This window comes from Aeromicrobium terrae (genome assembly GCF_008039565.1).
Lineage (GTDB): Bacteria > Actinomycetota > Actinomycetes > Propionibacteriales > Nocardioidaceae > Aeromicrobium > Aeromicrobium terrae.
Window position 1 is genome coordinate 146,914 of record NZ_VDUX01000003.1, and the last position, 17,120, is coordinate 164,033.

At 71.5% G+C, this 17,120-nt stretch carries 19 protein-coding genes; 11 read left to right on the top strand and 8 right to left on the bottom strand.

The genetic code is table 11. The features are described from left to right. Positions 1-3: 3 nt before the first annotated feature. Entirely contained in the window at positions 4-1,194 is a 1,191-nt protein-coding gene (locus FHP06_RS07345; RefSeq protein ID WP_147685350.1) for an acetyl-CoA C-acetyltransferase, read from the bottom strand. A gap of 118 nt (positions 1,195-1,312) precedes the next feature. Here FHP06_RS07345 and mce point away from each other — a divergent pair, with 118 nt between their 5' ends. The 3 genes from mce to FHP06_RS07360 all read left to right on the top strand — a co-directional run bounded on the left by mce (position 1,313) and on the right by FHP06_RS07360 (position 4,425). Continuing rightward, the gene (gene mce, locus FHP06_RS07350; RefSeq protein WP_407921281.1) at positions 1,313-1,747 is read left to right on the top strand and encodes a methylmalonyl-CoA epimerase; all 435 of its coding nucleotides are present in this window, start codon (positions 1,313-1,315) and stop codon (positions 1,745-1,747) included. Between the two features lie 84 nt (positions 1,748-1,831). Continuing rightward, positions 1,832-3,169: a crotonyl-CoA carboxylase/reductase gene (ccrA, locus tag FHP06_RS07355; protein WP_147685352.1), complete on the top strand. Its 1,338-nt coding sequence runs from the start codon at positions 1,832-1,834 to the stop codon at positions 3,167-3,169. A gap of 71 nt (positions 3,170-3,240) precedes the next feature. Next, entirely contained in the window at positions 3,241-4,425 is a 1,185-nt protein-coding gene (locus FHP06_RS07360) for a hypothetical protein (RefSeq protein WP_147685354.1), read from the top strand. A gap of 6 nt (positions 4,426-4,431) precedes the next feature. On the opposite strand, the gene FHP06_RS07365 is transcribed toward FHP06_RS07360, so the two are convergent. The 3 genes from FHP06_RS07365 to FHP06_RS07375 form a co-directional block, all read right to left on the bottom strand. Further along, complete coding sequence (locus tag FHP06_RS07365) at positions 4,432-4,695, bottom strand: hypothetical protein (protein ID WP_147685356.1); 264 nt, start codon at positions 4,693-4,695, stop codon at positions 4,432-4,434. A 29-nt stretch (positions 4,696-4,724) separates the two neighbouring features. Further along, positions 4,725-5,096, bottom strand: a complete 372-nt coding sequence (locus FHP06_RS07370; RefSeq protein ID WP_147685357.1) for a hypothetical protein — start codon at positions 5,094-5,096, stop codon at positions 4,725-4,727. A gap of 81 nt (positions 5,097-5,177) precedes the next feature. Beyond that, positions 5,178-6,350, bottom strand: coding sequence for a 3-hydroxyacyl-CoA dehydrogenase family protein (locus FHP06_RS07375; RefSeq protein ID WP_147685359.1), 1,173 nt, complete (start codon positions 6,348-6,350; stop codon positions 5,178-5,180). A gap of 82 nt (positions 6,351-6,432) precedes the next feature. Between FHP06_RS07375 and FHP06_RS15970 the strand changes: the two genes are divergently transcribed. Both FHP06_RS15970 and nucS read left to right on the top strand, forming a co-directional pair. Further along, on the top strand, positions 6,433-6,810 hold the full coding sequence (locus FHP06_RS15970; RefSeq protein ID WP_187271834.1) for a hypothetical protein: 378 nt from the start codon (positions 6,433-6,435) through the stop codon (positions 6,808-6,810). Then, a complete protein-coding gene (nucS, locus tag FHP06_RS07385) occupies positions 6,810-7,484 on the top strand; it encodes an endonuclease NucS (RefSeq protein WP_147685361.1) in 675 nt (224 codons plus the stop codon). Before FHP06_RS15970 ends, nucS begins: the two co-directional genes overlap by 1 nt. Positions 7,485-7,646: 162 nt before the next feature. Here nucS and FHP06_RS07390 read toward each other — a convergent pair whose 3' ends face one another. Together FHP06_RS07390 and FHP06_RS07395 are read right to left on the bottom strand one after the other, a co-directional pair. Next, positions 7,647-8,045: a hypothetical protein gene (locus tag FHP06_RS07390; RefSeq protein ID WP_147685363.1), complete on the bottom strand. Its 399-nt coding sequence runs from the start codon at positions 8,043-8,045 to the stop codon at positions 7,647-7,649. A 21-nt stretch (positions 8,046-8,066) separates the two neighbouring features. After that, positions 8,067-10,040: a protein meaA gene (locus FHP06_RS07395; protein WP_230973439.1), complete on the bottom strand. Its 1,974-nt coding sequence runs from the start codon at positions 10,038-10,040 to the stop codon at positions 8,067-8,069. A gap of 208 nt (positions 10,041-10,248) precedes the next feature. Between FHP06_RS07395 and FHP06_RS07400 the strand changes: the two genes are divergently transcribed. From FHP06_RS07400 to FHP06_RS07425, 6 genes are read left to right on the top strand one after another with little or no spacing between them, the layout of a single operon-like run. Then, positions 10,249-11,118 carry a formate/nitrite transporter family protein gene (locus FHP06_RS07400; protein ID WP_147685365.1) on the top strand — a complete coding sequence of 290 codons (870 nt, stop codon included), beginning with the start codon at positions 10,249-10,251 and terminating at the stop codon, positions 11,116-11,118. Positions 11,119-11,128: 10 nt separating this feature from the next. Next, positions 11,129-13,672: a nitrite reductase large subunit NirB gene (gene nirB / locus FHP06_RS07405; protein ID WP_147685367.1), complete on the top strand. Its 2,544-nt coding sequence runs from the start codon at positions 11,129-11,131 to the stop codon at positions 13,670-13,672. Next, a complete protein-coding gene (nirD, locus tag FHP06_RS07410; RefSeq protein WP_147685369.1) occupies positions 13,669-14,013 on the top strand; it encodes a nitrite reductase small subunit NirD in 345 nt (114 codons plus the stop codon). The genes nirB and nirD overlap by 4 nt, the downstream gene beginning before the upstream one ends. Further along, positions 14,010-15,140: a uroporphyrinogen-III synthase gene (locus FHP06_RS07415; protein WP_147685371.1), complete on the top strand. Its 1,131-nt coding sequence runs from the start codon at positions 14,010-14,012 to the stop codon at positions 15,138-15,140. The genes nirD and FHP06_RS07415 overlap by 4 nt, the downstream gene beginning before the upstream one ends. Then, positions 15,137-15,859, top strand: coding sequence for a sirohydrochlorin chelatase (locus tag FHP06_RS07420; RefSeq protein ID WP_147685373.1), 723 nt, complete (start codon positions 15,137-15,139; stop codon positions 15,857-15,859). The genes FHP06_RS07415 and FHP06_RS07420 overlap by 4 nt, the downstream gene beginning before the upstream one ends. Further along, positions 15,847-16,419 (top strand): cob(I)yrinic acid a,c-diamide adenosyltransferase, encoded by a 573-nt coding sequence (locus FHP06_RS07425; protein ID WP_147685375.1) that lies wholly within the window; start codon positions 15,847-15,849, stop codon positions 16,417-16,419. Before FHP06_RS07420 ends, FHP06_RS07425 begins: the two co-directional genes overlap by 13 nt. Before the next feature lie 13 nt (positions 16,420-16,432). Here the strand turns inward: FHP06_RS07425 and FHP06_RS15975 are convergent, their stop codons facing one another. Then, positions 16,433-16,585, bottom strand: a complete 153-nt coding sequence (locus tag FHP06_RS15975; protein WP_187271835.1) for a hypothetical protein — start codon at positions 16,583-16,585, stop codon at positions 16,433-16,435. A 70-nt stretch (positions 16,586-16,655) separates the two neighbouring features. Continuing rightward, entirely contained in the window at positions 16,656-17,102 is a 447-nt protein-coding gene (locus tag FHP06_RS07430) for a DUF2550 domain-containing protein (RefSeq protein WP_147685377.1), read from the bottom strand. Positions 17,103-17,120: the final 18 nt, after the last annotated feature.

Genomic DNA, 17,120 nt, shown 5'->3' on the forward strand with positions numbered 1-17,120 from the left:
CGACTAGCTCTTCGGCACGCGCACGATCAGGGCGTCGCCCTGGCCGCCGCCACCGCACAGCGCGGCAGCGCCCACGCCGCCACCACGGCGCTTGAGCTCCAGCGCCAGGTGCAGCGCGAGGCGCGCACCGCTCATGCCGATCGGGTGACCGAGGGCGATGGCGCCGCCGTTGACGTTGACGATGTCGGCGTCGATGCCGAGGTCCTGCGTGGACGCGAGGCCGACGGCGGCGAACGCCTCGTTGATCTCGACGAGGTCGAGGTCGGACGGCGCGATGCCCTCCTTCTCGCACGCCTTGGCGATCGCGTTGGCCGGCTGCGACTGCAGCGAGCTGTCCGGGCCGGCGACCTGGCCGCTGGCGCCGATCTCGGCGAGCCACTCCAGGCCGAGCGACTCGGCCTTCTCCTTGCTCATCACGACGACCGCGCAGGCGCCGTCGGAGATCTGGCTGGCGGAGCCGGCCGTGATGGTGCCGTCCTTGGAGAACGCCGGGCGCAGCTTGCCGAGCGACTCGACCGTGGTGTCGCCGCGGACGCCCTCGTCGGCGGAGACCACGACGGCGTCGCCGCGACGCTGCGGGATCTCGACCGGGACGATCTCGTCGTCGAAGACGCCGTTCTTCTGCGCCTCGGCGGCGAGCTGGTGCGAGCGGGCGCTAAACGCGTCCTGCTCCTCGCGGCTGAACTTCTGCTTCTCGGCGTTGATCGACTCGGTGAGGCCGCCCATGGCCTGGTCGGTCAGCGCGTCCCAGAGACCGTCGGCCTGCATGTGGTCGACGAGCGTGGTGTCGCCGTACTTGGTGCCCTCGCGCGACCCGAGCAGCATGTGCGGGGCCTGCGTCATGGACTCCTGGCCGCCGGCGACGACGATCTCGTGCTCACCGGCGCGGATCAGCTGGTCGGCCAGCGCGATGGCGTTGATGCCGGACAGGCAGACCTTGTTGACGGTCAGCGCCGGGACGTTCAGCGGGATGCCGGCCTTGTTGGCGGCCTGGCGGGCGGGGATCTGGCCGGCGCCGGCCTGCAGCACCTGGCCCATGATCACGTAGTCGACCTGGTCGGCGCTGACGCCGGCCTTCTCGAGCGCGCCCTTGATGGCGTGCCCGCCGAGGTCGGAACCGGAGAGCGACTTCAGGCCGCCGAGCAGGCGGCCGATCGGGGTGCGTGCGCCGGCGACGATCACGGGCTGGGTCATGAGGGGACTCCTTCGAAGACAGTGCGGCAATGCTACTCACCAGCCGCCCGCGGCCCGGCACCCCCGCCCGGGGCTACTCATCGGTCACTGGGCGCGAGGCGGGGATACTCTGCCTCCCATGATGACCCCTGTGCCCGACCACCTGCTCGTCGCCATCGACCACGTCGGCATCGCCGTGCCCGACCTGGACGACGCGCTCGAGCTCTACGCCAGCACGTTCGGCCTGCACTCGGTGCACGAGGAGGTCAACGAGGAGCAGGGCGTCCGCGAGGCGATGCTGGCCGTCGGCGACTCCGACGCCCGCATCCAGCTGCTCGCGCCGCTGAACGAGGACTCCACGATCGCCAAGTTCATCGACCGCAACGGCCCGGGCATCCAGCAGCTCGCCTACCGCGTCACGGACATCGACGCGGTCTCGGAGACGCTGCGCGAGCGCGGCGTCCGCCTGCTCTACGACGCGCCCAAGCGCGGCACGTCCGACAGCCGGGTCAACTTCGTGCACCCGAAGGACGCCGGCGGCGTCCTCGTCGAGCTCGTCCAGCCTGCCGACTGAGGCCGGGATCACAAGCCGTCCGAGTGGGCACTCATAGTGACCCGCCGGTAGCATCGCCGCGATCCCACACCCCGGAGGACCCCCGTGCAGCACATCCTTGACGCGATCATGGCCGGCGACACCAGCGGCGACGACTTCGCAGCCATCGAGATCCCCGAGACGTATCGAGGCGTCACCGTCCACAAGGACGAGGTCGACATGTTCGAGGGGGTGCCCTCCAAGGAGAAGGACCCGCGCAAGAGCCTGCACCTCGACGACGTTCCCGTCCCCGAGCTGGCGCCGGGCGAGGCCCTCGTCGCCGTGATGGCGAGCGCCATCAACTACAACACCGTCTGGACGTCGATCTTCGAGCCGGTCTCGACCTTCGGCTTCCTCGAGCGCTACGGACGCCTGTCCGAGTACTCCAAGCGCCACGACCTCCCCTACCACGTCGTCGGCTCCGACCTCGCCGGCGTCGTGCTGCGCACCGGTCCGGGCGTCAACGCCTGGAAGCCGGGCATGGAGGTCGTCGCGCACTGCCTGTCGGTCGAGCTGGAGAGCCCCGACGGCCACGACGACACGATGATGGACCCGCAGCAGCGCATCTGGGGCTTCGAGACGAACTTCGGCGGCCTGGCGGAGCTGGCCATCGTCAAGGCCAACCAGCTCATGCCCAAGCCCGACCACCTCTCCTGGGAGGAGGCAGCGAGCCCGGGCCTGGTGAACTCCACCGCCTACCGCCAGCTCGTGTCCAAGAACGGCGCCAACATGAAGCAGGGCGACGTCGTGCTGATCTGGGGCGCGTCCGGCGGCCTCGGCTCCTACGCCACGCAGATGGCGCTCAACGGCGGCGCCATCCCGGTGTGCGTCGTCTCCTCCCCCGACAAGGCGGACATCGTCCGCTCGCTCGGCGCCGAGCACGTCATCGACCGCTCGGCCGAGGGCTACCAGTTCTGGAAGGACGAGAACACCCAGGACCCCAAGGAGTGGCAGCGGTTCGGCAAGAAGATCCGCGAGCTCACCGGCGGCGAGGACCCGGACATCGTCTTCGAGCACCCGGGCCGCGAGACGTTCGGTGCGTCGGTCTACGTCGCGCGCAAGGGCGGCATCATCATCACCTGCGCCTCGACGTCCGGCTACATGCACCAGTACGACAACCGGTACCTCTGGATGAACCTCAAGCAGATCAAGAGCTCGCACTTCGCGAACTACCGCGAGGCGTGGGAGGCGAACCGCCTGATCGACAAGGGCCTCATCCACCCGACGGTCTCCAAGGTGTACCCGCTGGCCGAGACCGGTCAAGCCGCGCTCGACGTCCACAAGAACGCGCACCAGGGCAAGGTCGGCGTGCTGGCGCTCGCTCCGGAGGAGGGTCTCGGCGTCCGCGACGAGGAGAAGCGCGCCAAGCACCTCGACGCGATCAACCGGTTCCGCGGCATCTGAGACAGGTTCGGGGGTCTCGACCCACCGAGTAAGGTGTTCCTCAGTCCACGAGGGAAAGAGTTGGGGAGCGCATGTCCGAGCAGTCCGGATTGTCCATCTTCGATGCCGCCAAGAACTCCGCCGAGGCCACGTTTCCGCTGGCCAGGCGCGGTGGCTACGACTCCGACGCGGTCGACGCGTGGGTCCGCAACCAGGCGTCCGAGCTGACCGCCGCCGCCGAGACCGTCTCGTCGCTGCAGAAGGAGAACGCGCAGCTCCGCGAGTCGCTCAACCAGCTCCGCGAGCGCGTCGACTCCGTGGACAAGCCGTCGTACGCCGGGCTCGGCGGGCACGCCGCCCAGCTCCTCCAGCTCGCCGAGCAGGAGGCCGAGGACGTCCGCAACCGCGCCGAGCGCGAGGCCGTCGAGGCGATCATGAAGGCCGAGGAGGAGGCCAACCTCCTCAAGACCTCCGCCGCCAAGGAGGCCGAGGAGCTCCGCAGCCAGGCGGTCGCCGATCTGGAGGAGAAGCGCCGGTCGCTGCTCGAGGAGGCCGAGGCCACGCACGCCGACGCCGTCGCCAAGGCCGAGGACCTGCGCACCCAGGCCGAGCGCGAGGCCGCCCAGCTGAAGCTGGCCGCCGAGCAGGACATCAAGAACCTGCGCCTCGGCGCCACCCGCGAGGTCGAGCAGGCCCGCGCGGCCGCCGACCGCGAGGTCACCGAGGCCCGCCGCGTGCTGGCCGTCGAGAAGGAGCGCCTGGCCCGCGAGGCCAAGGAGAACCACGACGCCGCCACCGAGGCCACGAGCAAGCTGGTCGCCGACGCCGAGACGCGCGCCGCCGCGGCCGACGACCGGGCCCGCGAGGCGATGGCCCAGGCCGCCAAGGCCCGCGACGCCGCGAGCGCCGAGGCCGCCCGCATCATCGACAGCGCCAAGACCGAGGCCAAGTCGATCGTGTCCAACGCGCACGCCGAGGCCGAGCACCTCCGCGCCACCGCCACCACCGAGATCGAGCGCCAGACCCGCAGTCTGCGGGCCGAGGTCGACGACCTGCAGCGCAAGCGCGAGAGCGCCATCGCCCAGATGGCTCAGCTCCGCGACTTCGCCGCCTCGTTCGCCGGCGTTCCCGTCGAGGAGAAGGGCACGGGCGATGCGCCGGAGGCCAAGCAGGCCGACGCGCCGAAGGACGAGCCTGCCGACGCGAAGGCCGACGAGGCTCCGGCCGAGGCCGCCGACGACGACGCGACCCAGGTCCAGGAAGCCGTCAGCGACTGACCTGGCCTACCTCTGCTTGGTCCAGCAGGCGGTGTGCCAGTGCCGTCGCTCGTCGATGGCCGCGGCGCTGAGCAGCGACTTCTCCACCGGCCACACCACGACATGCGGCGTCGCCGGTGGGATCGGGCGGAGACAGCCCGGACAGGTGTAGGGCTTGGTGGACGTGGCGCCGGTGATGGGCCGGACGTTCCAGTCGCCGTCGCGCTTGGTGTCGACGCGCTCGGTGCTGATCCCGCGGTGCGCGGGGCGAGCGACACGACGACGGGGCATGTGCCGATCCTACGGAGCCGCCGAAGGCGTCAGCGCGGGTTGGCGCAGTAGCGGAGCGCCTGGCCCGCAGCGCTCGCGGTGGCCGTGAGCGAGGTGCCGAAGTCGACCGTCTCGACCCGGCCGTCGGCCCACGAGAACACGATGGTGTCCGTCATGGTCGGCGCCTGGCGGCAGGTCAGGCCCTCGTGCTCCAGCTGACCCACCAGCTGGCGCGCCGCCGGGGTCAGGGAGCACGCGGTGCCGCCACAGGACTCCCCCGTGACGTGGTCACGGGTGGAGGCGCCGAGGGTGCCGAACAGGACCTGCAGGCCGAGGACGACGGGCAGCAGGCCGACGGCGAGCGTCGCCACGACAGTCTTCACCACACGGCTGTACGCCAGCACGGTGTCGGACGGCATCATGCAGGACTCCTGTGTACGTCTCCCACCGAGACCAACGACAGGGAGGCCCCGGGGTTATCCCCAGAAATCAGGCGGAAAGCGTCAGTACGTGTAGAAGCCCTCGCCGGTCTTGCGGCCGAGCTTGCCCTCCTGGACGAGCCTGACCAGCGTCGGAGCGGGCTCCCAGCCCGCGTGACCGAACGCACCGACCAGGGTCTCCTCGATCGCCAGCGAGACGTCGTTGCCGACCACGTCGAGCAGCTCGAACGGGCCCATGGGGAGGCTGGTCTCCTTCATGGCCGTGTCGATCTCCTCGAGCGAGCCACCGTCGGCCTCGTGCAGCTTGACGGCGTCGTTGAGGTAGGGGAACAGCAGCGCGTTCACGATGAAGCCGGCGCGGTCGGTGCAGCTCACCGGGTGCTTGCCGACCTTCGTGCTGAGCGCCTTCGCGGTCTCGGCGACCTCCGGGTCGGTGGACTCGGCGGAGACGACCTCCACGAGCTTCATCACCGGCGCGGGGTTGAAGAAGTGGATGCCGACGACGTCGCCCGGACGGCTGGTGCTGGCCGCGATCTCGCTGATCGAGAGCGACGACGTGGTGGTGGCCAGGATCGCGCCCTGCTTGACGATGCGGTCGAGGTCGCGGAACAGCTCGATCTTCAGGTCCATGTCCTCGGCGAGCGCCTCGACGACGACGTCGACGTCCGCGAGGGCCTCGCGGCTCGTGGCGCCGGTGAGGCGGGCGAGCACGGCGCCGCGGCCGGCCTCGTCGAGCTTGCCGCGCGAGACGGCCTTGTCGAGGCTCTTGGTAATCTGGGCGAGCACGCCGTCGACCTTCTCCTGGCTGCGGCCCACGTACACGACGTCGTGGCCGGCCTTCGCGAAGACCTCGGCGATGCCGGAGGCCATCGTGCCGGTGCCGACGACGCCGATGGTGTCGACCGCGCGGCGGAGCTGCGGCTCCTCGGACGACGCGGACGCGCCGGCGGACGCGAGGTCGCTCAGCGCGGGCGCGGGGGCGTGCAGCGGGTCGCCGGTCTCGGCGTGCAGCTTCTCCAGGCCCGCGATGACGGTGTCCGGGCCGACGGCGTCGATGAGCGCCAGCGGGCCGATCGGGTAGCCGCAGCCGAACCGCATCGCGGCGTCGATGTCGTCGCGGGTGGCGTACCCGCTGGCGAGCATGGTGGCGGCGTGGTTCAGGTACGGAAGGAGCAAGGTCCGAGCGATCTCCGCACCTCGATCGGTGGCGGCAAGACGGTCGACGATCTCCTGCATGGCTACTCCTGAGTAGGTAAACGGTCGTGACACACTATCGTCACTGCGCCACTGCGACATCGGGAGAATCGTGAAACTGCGTATGAGGATCGCCACAGCGGTGCTGGTGGGGTCGTCGCTCGCGCTGAGCGGCTGCGGAAGCAGCTCCGACGAGCCCTCGGAGGGGCCCACGTCGGCGAGCCCCAGCGCCTCGGAGTCCGCGTCCACCACCCCCGAGGTGCCCGCCACGGCGGAGGACCTGGTCGGCGACTGGACCGCCGCGTCCGCCGAGTGGACCGTGCACTTCAAGGCCGACGGCACGTTCGTCGAGGACTACCAGGGCGTCACCGACTTCCGCGTGGGCACGTACGAGATCGCCGACGGCACGGTCTCCCTGATCGGCGACGACGGCAACACCGACAAGGGCGCAGTCGAGGGCAGCACCCTCGTCTTCAAGCTCGGCACCCTCGAGAGGAAGTAGTGCGTCTCGTCGTCGCGAAGTGCCAGGTGGACTACGCCGGGCGCCTCACCGCCCACCTGCCCCTGGCCACCCGCGTGATCATGGTGAAGGCCGACGGCTCGGTGCTCGTGCACGCCGACGGTGGCTCGTACAAGCCGCTCAACTGGATGAGCCCGCCGTGCACGCTGCGCGAGTCCGTCGGTGACGACGGGGTGGTCGAGTGGACCGTCGCCGCGACGAAGTCCGACGACACCCTGCGCATCCGCCTCGAGGAGGTCATCCACGACTCCGACCACGAGCTGGGCATCGACCCCGGCCTGCAGAAGGACGGCGTCGAGAAGCACCTGCAGGAGCTGCTGGCCGAGCACACCACGACGCTCGGCCCCGGCATGAGCCTGGTGCGTCGCGAGTACATGACCGCGATCGGCCCGGTCGACCTGCTCTGCAAGGACGCCGGTGGCTCCGTCGCGGTGGAGATCAAGCGGCGCGGCGAGATCGACGGCGTCGAGCAGCTCACCCGCTACCTGGAGCTGATGAACCGCGACCCGAAGCTACGTCCTGTTCGCGGTGTCTTCGCCGCTCAGGAGATCAAGCCGCAGGCCCGCGTGCTCGCTCAGGACCGCGGCATCGAGTGCGTCGTCGTGAACTACGACGAGCTCCGCGGCATCGAGGACCCGAGCCTCCGCCTGTTCTGAGACGCACCGAGTGCGCGCGGCGCGCGAGCGTGCGGCCAGGTCGAGCGACTGCGCCGGAGGCGCCCGTTTGACGAGACCCGGTGAGGAATCAGGCTCGGCCGGGCGTGGTCTCGATACACCCCCAGCTCGCTGGCGCTCGCGGGGGCACTCGACCACCGGGACTCAAGCAAGCTTGAGCAATGACAAGACTGGCTCGATCTGCTTCCAGCGGACGATCTCGCAGCCGTTGGCGCGGTTGAACGAGGCGTCGACCTCGTCCTCGGCGAACGTTCCGGTGACGGTGGCCGTCTCCGGACCGCCGAAGATCATCGTGCAGGCCTGGTCGACCGGGACGGGCTCGAACACCTTGGGCGCCACCACCTCGAGCGCGGCGCAGGCGTCGCGGTCGCGCGGCGTCTTGCCCGGGCACCCCAGCGTGGCGGAGTGGGTGGTGTCGGAGTCCTGGTCCTGGCGGACGTTGAACGTCAGCGAGACCACGGGGCCCGTCTCGGGGTCGTCGGAGCCGCAGGCGGTCAGCGTGCCCAGCAGCGCGAGCACGACGACGAGCACGGCACGAGGCATGGGTCCGAGCCTAGTGGGAGGTCAGGACAGCCCGTTGGCCGCGCGGATCTCGTCGACGATGCGGGCCATGATGTCGGTCATGCCGAAGTCCTTCGGCGTGAAGACCGCCGCGATGCCCTGCGCCTCGAGCGCCTTCGCGTCGGCATCGGGGATGATGCCGCCGACGATGATCGGCACGTCGCCCAGGCCCGCCTCGGCGAGGCCCTTCTGCACCTCGGGCACGAGCTCCATGTGCGAGCCGGACAGGATCGACAGGCCGACGCAGTGCACGTCCTCGGCCACCGCGGCCGCGACGATCTGCTCCGGCGTGAGCCGGATGCCCTGGTAGATGACCTCGAACCCGGCGTCACGGGCGCGCACGGCGATCTGCTCGGCGCCGTTGGAGTGGCCGTCGAGACCGGGCTTGCCCACGAGCAGGCGAAGTCGCGTGCCCATCTCCTCGCCGGTGGCCGCGACGCGCTCGCGCACGGCCGTCAGCTCGGCACCGGCCTCGGCGACGCCGACCCCGCCGGTGACGCCCGTGGGGGCGCGGTACTCGCCGAAGACCTCGCGCAGCGCACCGGCCCACTCCCCCACGGTGGCGCCGGCGCGCACGGCGTCGAGCGTCGCGGCCATGAGGTTCGTGTCGGTCTTCGCCTCGGCGCGGAGGCGGTCCAGCGCCTCGTCGACGGCGGCCTGGTCGCGCTCGGCGCGCCACGTCTTGATGTCGGCGATCGCGTTGGCCTCGGCCTGCGGGTCGGCCACCATGATGGCGGCGTCGAGGTCCTCGGTGAGCGGCGACGGCTCGGTCTCGGTGTACGAGTTCACGCCGATGACCTTGAGCTCGCCGGACTCGATGGCGGCGCGGCGGGCGGAGTGGGACGAGACCAGCTCGCCCTTCATGTAGCCGGACTCGACGGCCGCGACGGCGCCGCCCATGGCCTGGACGCGGTCGATCTCGGCCTTCGCGCCCTCGACGAGCTCGGCCACCTTGGCCTCGATGACGTGCGAGCCCTCGAAGATGTCGTCGTACTCGAGCAGGTCGGACTCGTAGGCGAGCACCTGCTGCAGGCGCAGCGACCACTGCTGGTCCCACGGCCGCGGCAGGCCGAGCGCCTCGTTCCACGCCGGCAGCTGGATGGCGCGGGCGCGGGCGTTCTTGCTGAGCGTGACGCCGAGCATCTCCAGCACGATGCGCTGGACGTTGTTCTCCGGCTGGGCCTCGGTGAGGCCGAGCGAGTTCACCTGGACGCCGTAGCGCAGGCGGCGCATCTTCGGGTCCTGGACGCCGTAGCGGTCACGGGTGATCTCGTCCCAGAGCTGGCCGAAGGCCCGCATCTTGCAGGTCTCCTCGATGAACCGGACGCCGGCGTTGACGAAGAACGAGATGCGGCCGACGACCTTCTCGAACTCCTCCTGCGGGACCTGGCCGGAGTCGCGCACGGCGTCGAGCACGGCGATGGCCGTGCAGAGCGCGTAGGCGAGCTCCTGCGTGGGCGTCGCGCCGGCCTCCTGCAGGTGGTAGCTGCAGATGTTGAGCGGGTTCCACTTCGGGATCTCGCGCACCGTGTACGCGATCATGTCGGTGGTCAGGCGGAGGGAGGCCTCGGGCGGGAACACGTAGGTGCCGCGCGACAGGTACTCCTTGATGATGTCGTTCTGGGTGGTGCCGGTGAGGGTCTCCGGGCCGAAGCCCTCCTCCTCCGCGACGACCTGGTACATCGCCAGCAGCCACATGGCGGTGGCGTTGATCGTCATCGACGTGTTCATCTCGCCGAGCGGGATGTCCTGGAAGAGCTGACGCATGGCCCCGAGGTGCGGGATGGGCACGCCGACCTTGCCGACCTCGCCGCGCGAGAGCACGTGGTCGGGGTCGTAGCCGGTCTGCGTGGGCAGGTCGAACGCCACGGACAGGCCGGTCTGCCCCTTCGCGAGGTTCCGGCGGTACAGCGCGTTGGACTCCGCGGCGGAGCTGTGCCCGGCATAGGTCCGCATGACCCAGGGTTTGTCTGGCATACCTGCAGGTTACCGCCCAGTCACCGGCGGCGCGTCCCGCTGTGACCGACCTGACGTGCGACCCGGCGCACGGTTCTCACAGCGTCCACCGGCCCGCTGCGAGCGAGATGTTACGTGCGTTCACGCCCGACGACACGTGGGGGAAACCCGCGCTGCCTAGCGTCTGGGTGGTCCGCCACCGACCGGTGGCCGTCTGAGGGGAACGACCGTGACCTACGTCAAGCCACCCGAGCTCGTCACCGCGATGATCGACGCGGGCGAGTCGAAGATCTTCATGTCCGCCCGCGACACCGTGATCCGCGCCTACATGGCCGGCGCGATCCTGACCCTCGGCGCCGCGTTCGCCATCAAGGTCACGGTCGACACCGGGCAGCCGCTGATCGGGGCGCTGCTGTTCCCCGCCGGGTTCTGCATCCTGTACCTGCTCGGCTACGACCTGCTCACCGGCGTCTTCGTGCTGGCGCCACTGGCGTGGCTCGACAAACGGCCGGGCGTCACGTTCGGCGGCGTCCTGCGGAACTGGGGGCTCGTCTTCGTCGGCAACTTCGCCGGCGCGTTCACCACCGCCGTGCTGATCACGATCTACATCACCTACGGCTTCGACACGTCGATCGACGACGCCACCAACCAGTTCGCCGCCTACGGGCAGAAGCTCGCCGCAATCGGCCACGACCGCACCGTCGGGTACGCCGACCACGGCATGGCGGGGATGCTCACGTTGTTCGTGCGCGGGATGCTCTGCAACTGGATGGTCTCCACCGGCGTCGTCGGTGCCATGCTCGCCAAGGACGTGACCGGCAAGGTCATCGCGATGTGGATGCCGATCATGCTGTTCTTCGCGATGGCGTTCGAGCACTCCATCGTCAACATGTTCCTGTTTCCGGTGGGCCTGCTGCTCGGCGCGGACTTCACCTGGGGCGACTACCTGCTCTGGAACGAGATCCCGACGGTGCTCGGCAACCTGGTCGGCGGGCTCGCCTTCACCGGACTGGTCCTCTACGCGACGCACGGCCGTACCGCGCCGCGCCGGGCCCTGCCCAGCGAGCCGGTGCCCGTGACCGCCGCGACCGGCAGCTGAGGGGCGGCGGATGAGCAAGCGCACCCTGGCCGTCGTCGGCGCCGGCATGGTCGCCCACCGTCTCGTCGAGGCGCTGGTCGAGCGCGGGGCGACGACGGAGTGGGACATCGAGGTCTTCGGCGAGGAGAGCCGCCCGCCGTACGACCGAGTGGCCCTGACCTCGTTCTTCACGCTCCGCGACCCCGACGAGCTCCTGCTCGGCGACCGCGGTCTGTGGCGGACGACCGGGGTGCGCCTGCACCGCTCCTCCCCCGTCGACGCGATCGACCCGGCGGCCGGCACGCTGACGACCCACGGCCGGAGGGTCCGGTACGACGCCGCCGTCCTCGCCACCGGGTCGTCCGCGACGGTCCCGCCGGTCCGCGGAGCCGACGCCGAGGGCTGCTTCGTCTACCGCACCGTCGACGACGTCGCGGAGCTGCGGGCCTGGGTCAACGAGCGGTCCGGACGCGCGGGGGGACGTCCGGCCCGCGGCGTGGTCGTCGGTGGCGGGCTGCTCGGCCTGGAGGCGGCGGGCGCGCTCACCCAGCTCGGTGCGGAGACGACCGTCGTCGAGCTCTCCGACCGGCTGATGCCCCTGCAGGTGGACGCCGGGGGCGGCGAGGCGCTGCGCCGGCTGGTCGAGGAGCTGGAGGTCCGCGTGCTCACGGGCACTGCGAGCACGGAGGTGGTCACGGGCCGGAACGGGCGGGTCAAGGCCCTGCGCACCGACGGGCCCACCCTGGACACGGACGTCGTGGTGTTCGCGACCGGCGTGCGGCCGCGGGACGAGCTCGCCCGCGCCGCCGGCCTCGAGGTGCACGAGCGGGGCGGCGTCCTCGCGGACGAGGCGTGCCGCACGAGCGCGGAGGGCGTCTACGTCATCGGCGAGGCGGCGCACGTCGCCGGGCGGACCTGGGGGCTCGTGGGCCCCGGGTACGCGATGGCCGAGGTCGTCGCGGACCGCCTGCTCGGGGGCGACGCCCGGTTCGAGGGCGCCGACCCGTCGACGAAGCTCAAGCTGCTCGGGGTCGACGTGGCCAGCTTCGGCGACGCGTTCGGCCGGACCGACGGCAGCCTCGAGGTGGTCTACTCCGACCCGGTCGCCGGCCTCTACAAGAAGCTCGTGATGAGCGACGACGCCTCCGAGCTCTTGGGCGGCGTGCTGATCGGCGACGCGAGCGCGTACACGTCACTCCGGCCGATGGTGGGCCGGCCGCTCGGCGTCGACCCCACGGCGTGGCTGCTCCCAGACGGCGTCGAGCCGCCCGGCTCGGGCGACCTGCCCGACGACGCCGTCGTGTGCTCGTGCAACAACGTGGCCGCGGGGCAGATCCGGTCCGCCGTGTGCGACGCAGGCTGCACCGACCTCGCCGGCGTGAAGGCGTGCTCCAGGGCCGGCACGTCGTGCGGCTCCTGCGTCCCGCTGGTCAAGCGGCTCATGGACGCCGAGCTCGAGGCGGCCGGCGTCACGATCGACCGCGGGCTGTGCGAGCACTTCTCCGTCACCCGCGCCGAGCTGTACGAGATCGTCCGGATCACCGGGCTCACCCGGTTCAGCGAGATCATCGGCCGGCACGGCACCGGTCACGGCTGCGACATCTGCCGCCCCGTCGTGGCGTCGATCCTGGCCAGTCTGGGCCGCGGACACGTGCTCGACGACGAGAACGCCGCCCTGCAGGACACGAACGACCACGTCATGGCCAACCTGCAGAAGGACGGCACGTACTCGGTCGTCCCGCGCATCCCCGGCGGCGAGATCACGCCCGACGGGTTGATCGCCATCGGCGAGGTCGCTCGCGCGTTCGGGCTGTACACGAAGATCACCGGCGGCCAGCGGATCGACCTGTTCGGGGCCCGGATCGAGCAGCTGCCGCAGATCTGGGAGCGGCTCGTCGACGCGGGCTTCGAGTCCGGCCACGCCTACGGCAAGGCGCTCCGCACCGTGAAGTCGTGCGTCGGGTCCACCTGGTGCCGGTACGGGGTGCAGGACTCCGTCGGCCTGGCCATCGCCCTGGAGCTGCGGTACCGAGGCCTGCGCTCGCCGCACAAGATCAAGCTCGGCGTCTCCGGGTGCGCCCGCGAGTGCGCGGAGGCGCGGAGCAAGGACATCGGCGTCATCGCCAGCGAGAAGGGCTGGAACCTGTACGTGGGCGGGAACGGCGGGTTCACGCCGCGGCACGCCCAACTCTTCGCCGAGGACCTGACCACCGAGGAGCTCGTCCGGACGATCGACCGGATCCTGCAGTACTACGTCCGCACGGCCGACCGGCTCCAGCGCACCGCTCCGTGGCTCGAGGAGGTCGGCATCGAGCACGTGCGAGAGGTCGTGCTCGAGGACTCCCTCGGCATCGGCGCCGAGCTCGACGCGATGATGGCCCGCCACGTCGAGGGCTACGAGGACGAGTGGGCGGCGACGCTGCGTGACCCGGCCAAGCTGGCGGTGTTCGCGTCGTACGTCAACGCGCCGGGCACCGCGGACCCCGACCTCGCCTACCTCGAGGAACGGGGGCAACGACGGCCCGCGGGGCCGGTCCTGGTGGCCGGGCCCTCCATCCCCGTGGGGAAGCCGTGAGCACGACGTGGCAGCCGGTCTGCCCGCTCGACGCCCTGGTGCCGGACCGCGGTGCCGCGGCGCTCGTGACCGGGCCGGGCGGCGAACCGGCGCAGGTGGCGTTGTTCCGGCTGTCCTCCGGCGACCTCCACGCGGTGGGGCACCGCGACCCGTTCTCCGGGGCGAACGTGATCGCCCGCGGCCTCGTGGGCAGCGCCGGTGAGGTGCCCGTCGTCATCTCGCCGCTGCACAAGCAGGCGTTCGACCTCCGGTCCGGGGCCGCGCTCGACGATCCCGAGGTCAGCCTCGGCACGTGGGACGTGCGCGTCGTCGACGGTCAGGTGGAGGTGCGCGCGCGATGACGACCACCGCCCAGGTCCTCACCGGCACCCACGTCCTGGTCACCGCCCAGCGACGCTCCGGCGATCTCGCCCTCGCCCTCGCCCGCCGCGGCGCCGAGGTCGACGTCGCCGCCACGCTCGGCGTCCAGGCACACATCGACGAGGACGCCCTCCTCGCCCGCACGCGCGAGCTGGTCGAGGACCCGGCGGACATCGTCATCATCACCACCGGCATCGGGTTCCGCGGGTGGTGGGAGACCGCCGAGGCCGCCGGCATGGCCGACGACCTGCTGGCCGCGCTGGCGCGCTCGCGCCTGGTGGCGCGCGGCCCGAAGGCGAACGGTGCCCTGCGCGCCGTCGGACTGCGTCCCGACTGGGTCGCGGAGTCGGAGACGTCGTCGGAGATCTCGGCGTTCCTGCGGGCCGACGGGGTCGCCGGCGCCCGGATCGCCGTCCAGCACCACGGATCGGGCGACGACGGGCTCGAGGCCGACCTGCGTGGCGCCGGTGCAGCAGACGTGGCCGACCTCGTCGTCTACCGCTGGGGACCCCCGCCCGACCCGGCCGCCGTGGTCCGCTCGGTCGCCGACACCGCCGCCGGCCTGTACGACGCCGTCGTGTTCACGTCGGCGCCCGGGGCGGAGGCGTGGCTCGCGGCCGTCCGCGAGCAGGACGCCCAGGACCGCGTCGTCGACCAGGTGCGTGAGGGCCGGCTCACGATGGCCGCGGTCGGTCCGGTGACCGCGGAGCCGCTCCACGTCGCCGGTCTGCGTCCGCTCGTGCCCGACCGTGGCCGGCTGGGCGCCCTCGTGCGCTCGCTCGTCGTCCACCTCGGTGCGGAGCACGGCGGGATCCCGACCGTCGCGGGCCGACTACGCCTCCGAGCTCGGACGGCGACCCTCGACCACCGCCTCCTCCCCGTCTCCCCCGGCGGGCTGTCGATCCTCCGGCGCCTCGCCAGCGACCCGGGCGCCGTCGTGTCACGCGAGGACCTGCTCGCCGCGCTGCCCGGAGGATCCACCGACCCGCACACCGCGGAGGTGTCGGTCGCGCGGCTACGCGAGGCCATCGGACCGCACGCCCCGATCAGCACGGTCGTCAAGCGCGGCTACCGGCTCGTCCTCGCCGACGCGGGGGTGCGGCCGTGAACCCGGCGCTCGTCCTCACGTCTCACGGCACCCACGACCCGGCCGGTCGCGAGGTCGTGCGGCGTCTCGCCGCCGCCGTGCGGCACGTCGTCGCCCCGTTCGACGTGCTCGAGGCGGTGGTCGACGTCGAGGCGCACCGGCTGCCCACGGTCCTCGCGGGTCAGCGGCGTCCACTCGTCGTCCTGCCGCTGCTGCTGTCGTCCGGTCATCACGTGCAGCACGACATCGCGACCGCGGTGGCGGACCACCCGCACGCCGTCGCCACCGCACCGCTCGGTCCGTCGTGGACGCTCGCCGAGGTCGGCGCCCAGCGGCTCGCCGAGGCCGGAGCCCGACCCGACGACGTCGTCGTTCTCGGGGCGTCGGGCTCCAGCCGCCCCGAGGCGCTCCAGGACGTCGAGCACGCGGCGACGTTGCTGCGGGCGGTCTGGGGCGGAGACGTCCGCGTGGGGCATCTCGGCCGCCACGGGACGCCGGTCACGGACGTCGTCGCGCACGCCCGCGCCGGCGGTCGTCGGGTCGTCATCGCGTCCTACGTGCTGGCGCCCGGGCACTTCCAGGGCGAGCTGGAGACCGCAGGCGCCGACCTCGTGACGGCACCCCTGCTCTCCCCGTCGCCGCAGCACGCGATCGTCGACCTGCTGATCCGCCGGTTCGAGCGCGCGGCCCGGACCGTGAGCGTCTGGGCTACGGATACGCTCGGCCCATGGTCAACCTGACACGGATCTACACGCGCACCGGCGACGACGGCACCACCCGTCTCGGGGACATGAGCCTCACGTCGAAGCAGGACCTGCGGCTCGGCGCGTACGCCGACGTGGACGAGGCGAACAGCCACATCGGCGTCGCTCTCGCGCTCGGCACCCTGCCCGACGACATCGTCGCGGTGCTCACCCACGTGCAGAACGACCTGTTCGACGTGGGGGCAGACCTCTCGTGCCCGATCGTCGAGAACCCCAAGTACCCGCCGCTGCGGGTCGAGCCGGACTACATCGAGCGGCTCGAGGGCTGGTGCGACACCTACAACGAGTCGCTGGAGGCGCTGCGGTCGTTCATCCTGCCCGCCGGCACCCAGGCGGCGGCCGAGCTGCACGTCGCCCGCACCATCACACGGCGCGCGGAGCGCTCGGCGTGGGCGGCGATCGCCGAGCACGGCGACACCATGAACGTGCTCACGGCCAGGTACCTGAACCGGCTCAGCGACCTGCTGTTCATCCTGGCGCGCCACGCCAACCGCGAGCGCGGCGACGTGCTCTGGGTCCCCGGCGGGGACCGCTAGACCTCGGTTCGACCTACTCCCAGTCGATCGCGTAGGTGATGACACCACCGGGCTTGCCGTGGTGGTGCGGCGCGGCGGACGCCGGAGCGGCCAGGGGCAGCGCGACGACGACGGACGCGACAGCGGCAACGACAATGCGCTTGATCATGACGACCTTCTCCCTCATGGGCCCACGATGGCCCCGCTAGCGACGATTCTGGTCGGCCTTCCCGACCGCGTCAACCGGAACGGCGGAGTCAGAGGACGTTGTTGACGCTCTGCCCGGGCGGCGACGACTCCATCCAGGCGAGCAGCCCGGTGAGGGCGCTCGGGCTCATCGCCATCTGGCGCACGCCGCTGGAGTGCTGGACGCCCACCACGACGTGGCCGGCGTGCAGGGCGAACGTCTCGGCCCCGACCGGCTCCCGCCGCTCGTGGACGACCAGCTCGCCGCGTTCAAACCGGTACCGGGGCCACCAGGCGAACGAGAACGTCCGGTACCACTCGAGCGCGTTGTCGCGGTAGACGGCGACGCCGAGGGTCCACCCCTTCGGGGCGGCCTCGGCGTGCCGGTTGATGCTGAGGTCGAACGTGCTGCCGCCGCGCGCGACCAGGCGGCGCCGGGCGACCAGGCCGACCACCACGAGCGCGGCCAGCACCACGACGAGCGCGAGGGAGTCGACGAGCCACAACCAGATGGGCACCGCTGACCTCCCTCAGCG

What these genes read in the sequence shown, in the direction of transcription:
- FHP06_RS07345 (WP_147685350.1), bottom strand. Translation starts at nt 1,194, where the DNA reads ATGACCCAGCCCGTGATCGTCGCCGGCGCACGCACCCCGATCGGCCGC.
- mce (WP_407921281.1), top strand. Translation starts at nt 1,313, where the DNA reads ATGATGACCCCTGTGCCCGACCACCTGCTCGTCGCCATCGACCACGTC.
- FHP06_RS07360 (WP_147685354.1), top strand. Translation starts at nt 3,241, where the DNA reads ATGTCCGAGCAGTCCGGATTGTCCATCTTCGATGCCGCCAAGAACTCC.
- FHP06_RS07365 (WP_147685356.1), bottom strand. Translation starts at nt 4,695, where the DNA reads ATGCCCCGTCGTCGTGTCGCTCGCCCCGCGCACCGCGGGATCAGCACC.
- FHP06_RS07370 (WP_147685357.1), bottom strand. Translation starts at nt 5,096, where the DNA reads ATGATGCCGTCCGACACCGTGCTGGCGTACAGCCGTGTGGTGAAGACT.
- FHP06_RS07375 (WP_147685359.1), bottom strand. Translation starts at nt 6,350, where the DNA reads ATGCAGGAGATCGTCGACCGTCTTGCCGCCACCGATCGAGGTGCGGAG.
- FHP06_RS15970 (WP_187271834.1), top strand. Translation starts at nt 6,433, where the DNA reads ATGAGGATCGCCACAGCGGTGCTGGTGGGGTCGTCGCTCGCGCTGAGC.
- FHP06_RS07390 (WP_147685363.1), bottom strand. Translation starts at nt 8,045, where the DNA reads ATGCCTCGTGCCGTGCTCGTCGTCGTGCTCGCGCTGCTGGGCACGCTG.
- FHP06_RS07395 (WP_230973439.1), bottom strand. Translation starts at nt 10,040, where the DNA reads ATGCCAGACAAACCCTGGGTCATGCGGACCTATGCCGGGCACAGCTCC.
- nirB (WP_147685367.1), top strand. Translation starts at nt 11,129, where the DNA reads ATGAGCAAGCGCACCCTGGCCGTCGTCGGCGCCGGCATGGTCGCCCAC.
- FHP06_RS07415 (WP_147685371.1), top strand. Translation starts at nt 14,010, where the DNA reads ATGACGACCACCGCCCAGGTCCTCACCGGCACCCACGTCCTGGTCACC.
- FHP06_RS07425 (WP_147685375.1), top strand. Translation starts at nt 15,847, where the DNA reads ATGGTCAACCTGACACGGATCTACACGCGCACCGGCGACGACGGCACC.
- FHP06_RS15975 (WP_187271835.1), bottom strand. Translation starts at nt 16,585, where the DNA reads ATGAGGGAGAAGGTCGTCATGATCAAGCGCATTGTCGTTGCCGCTGTC.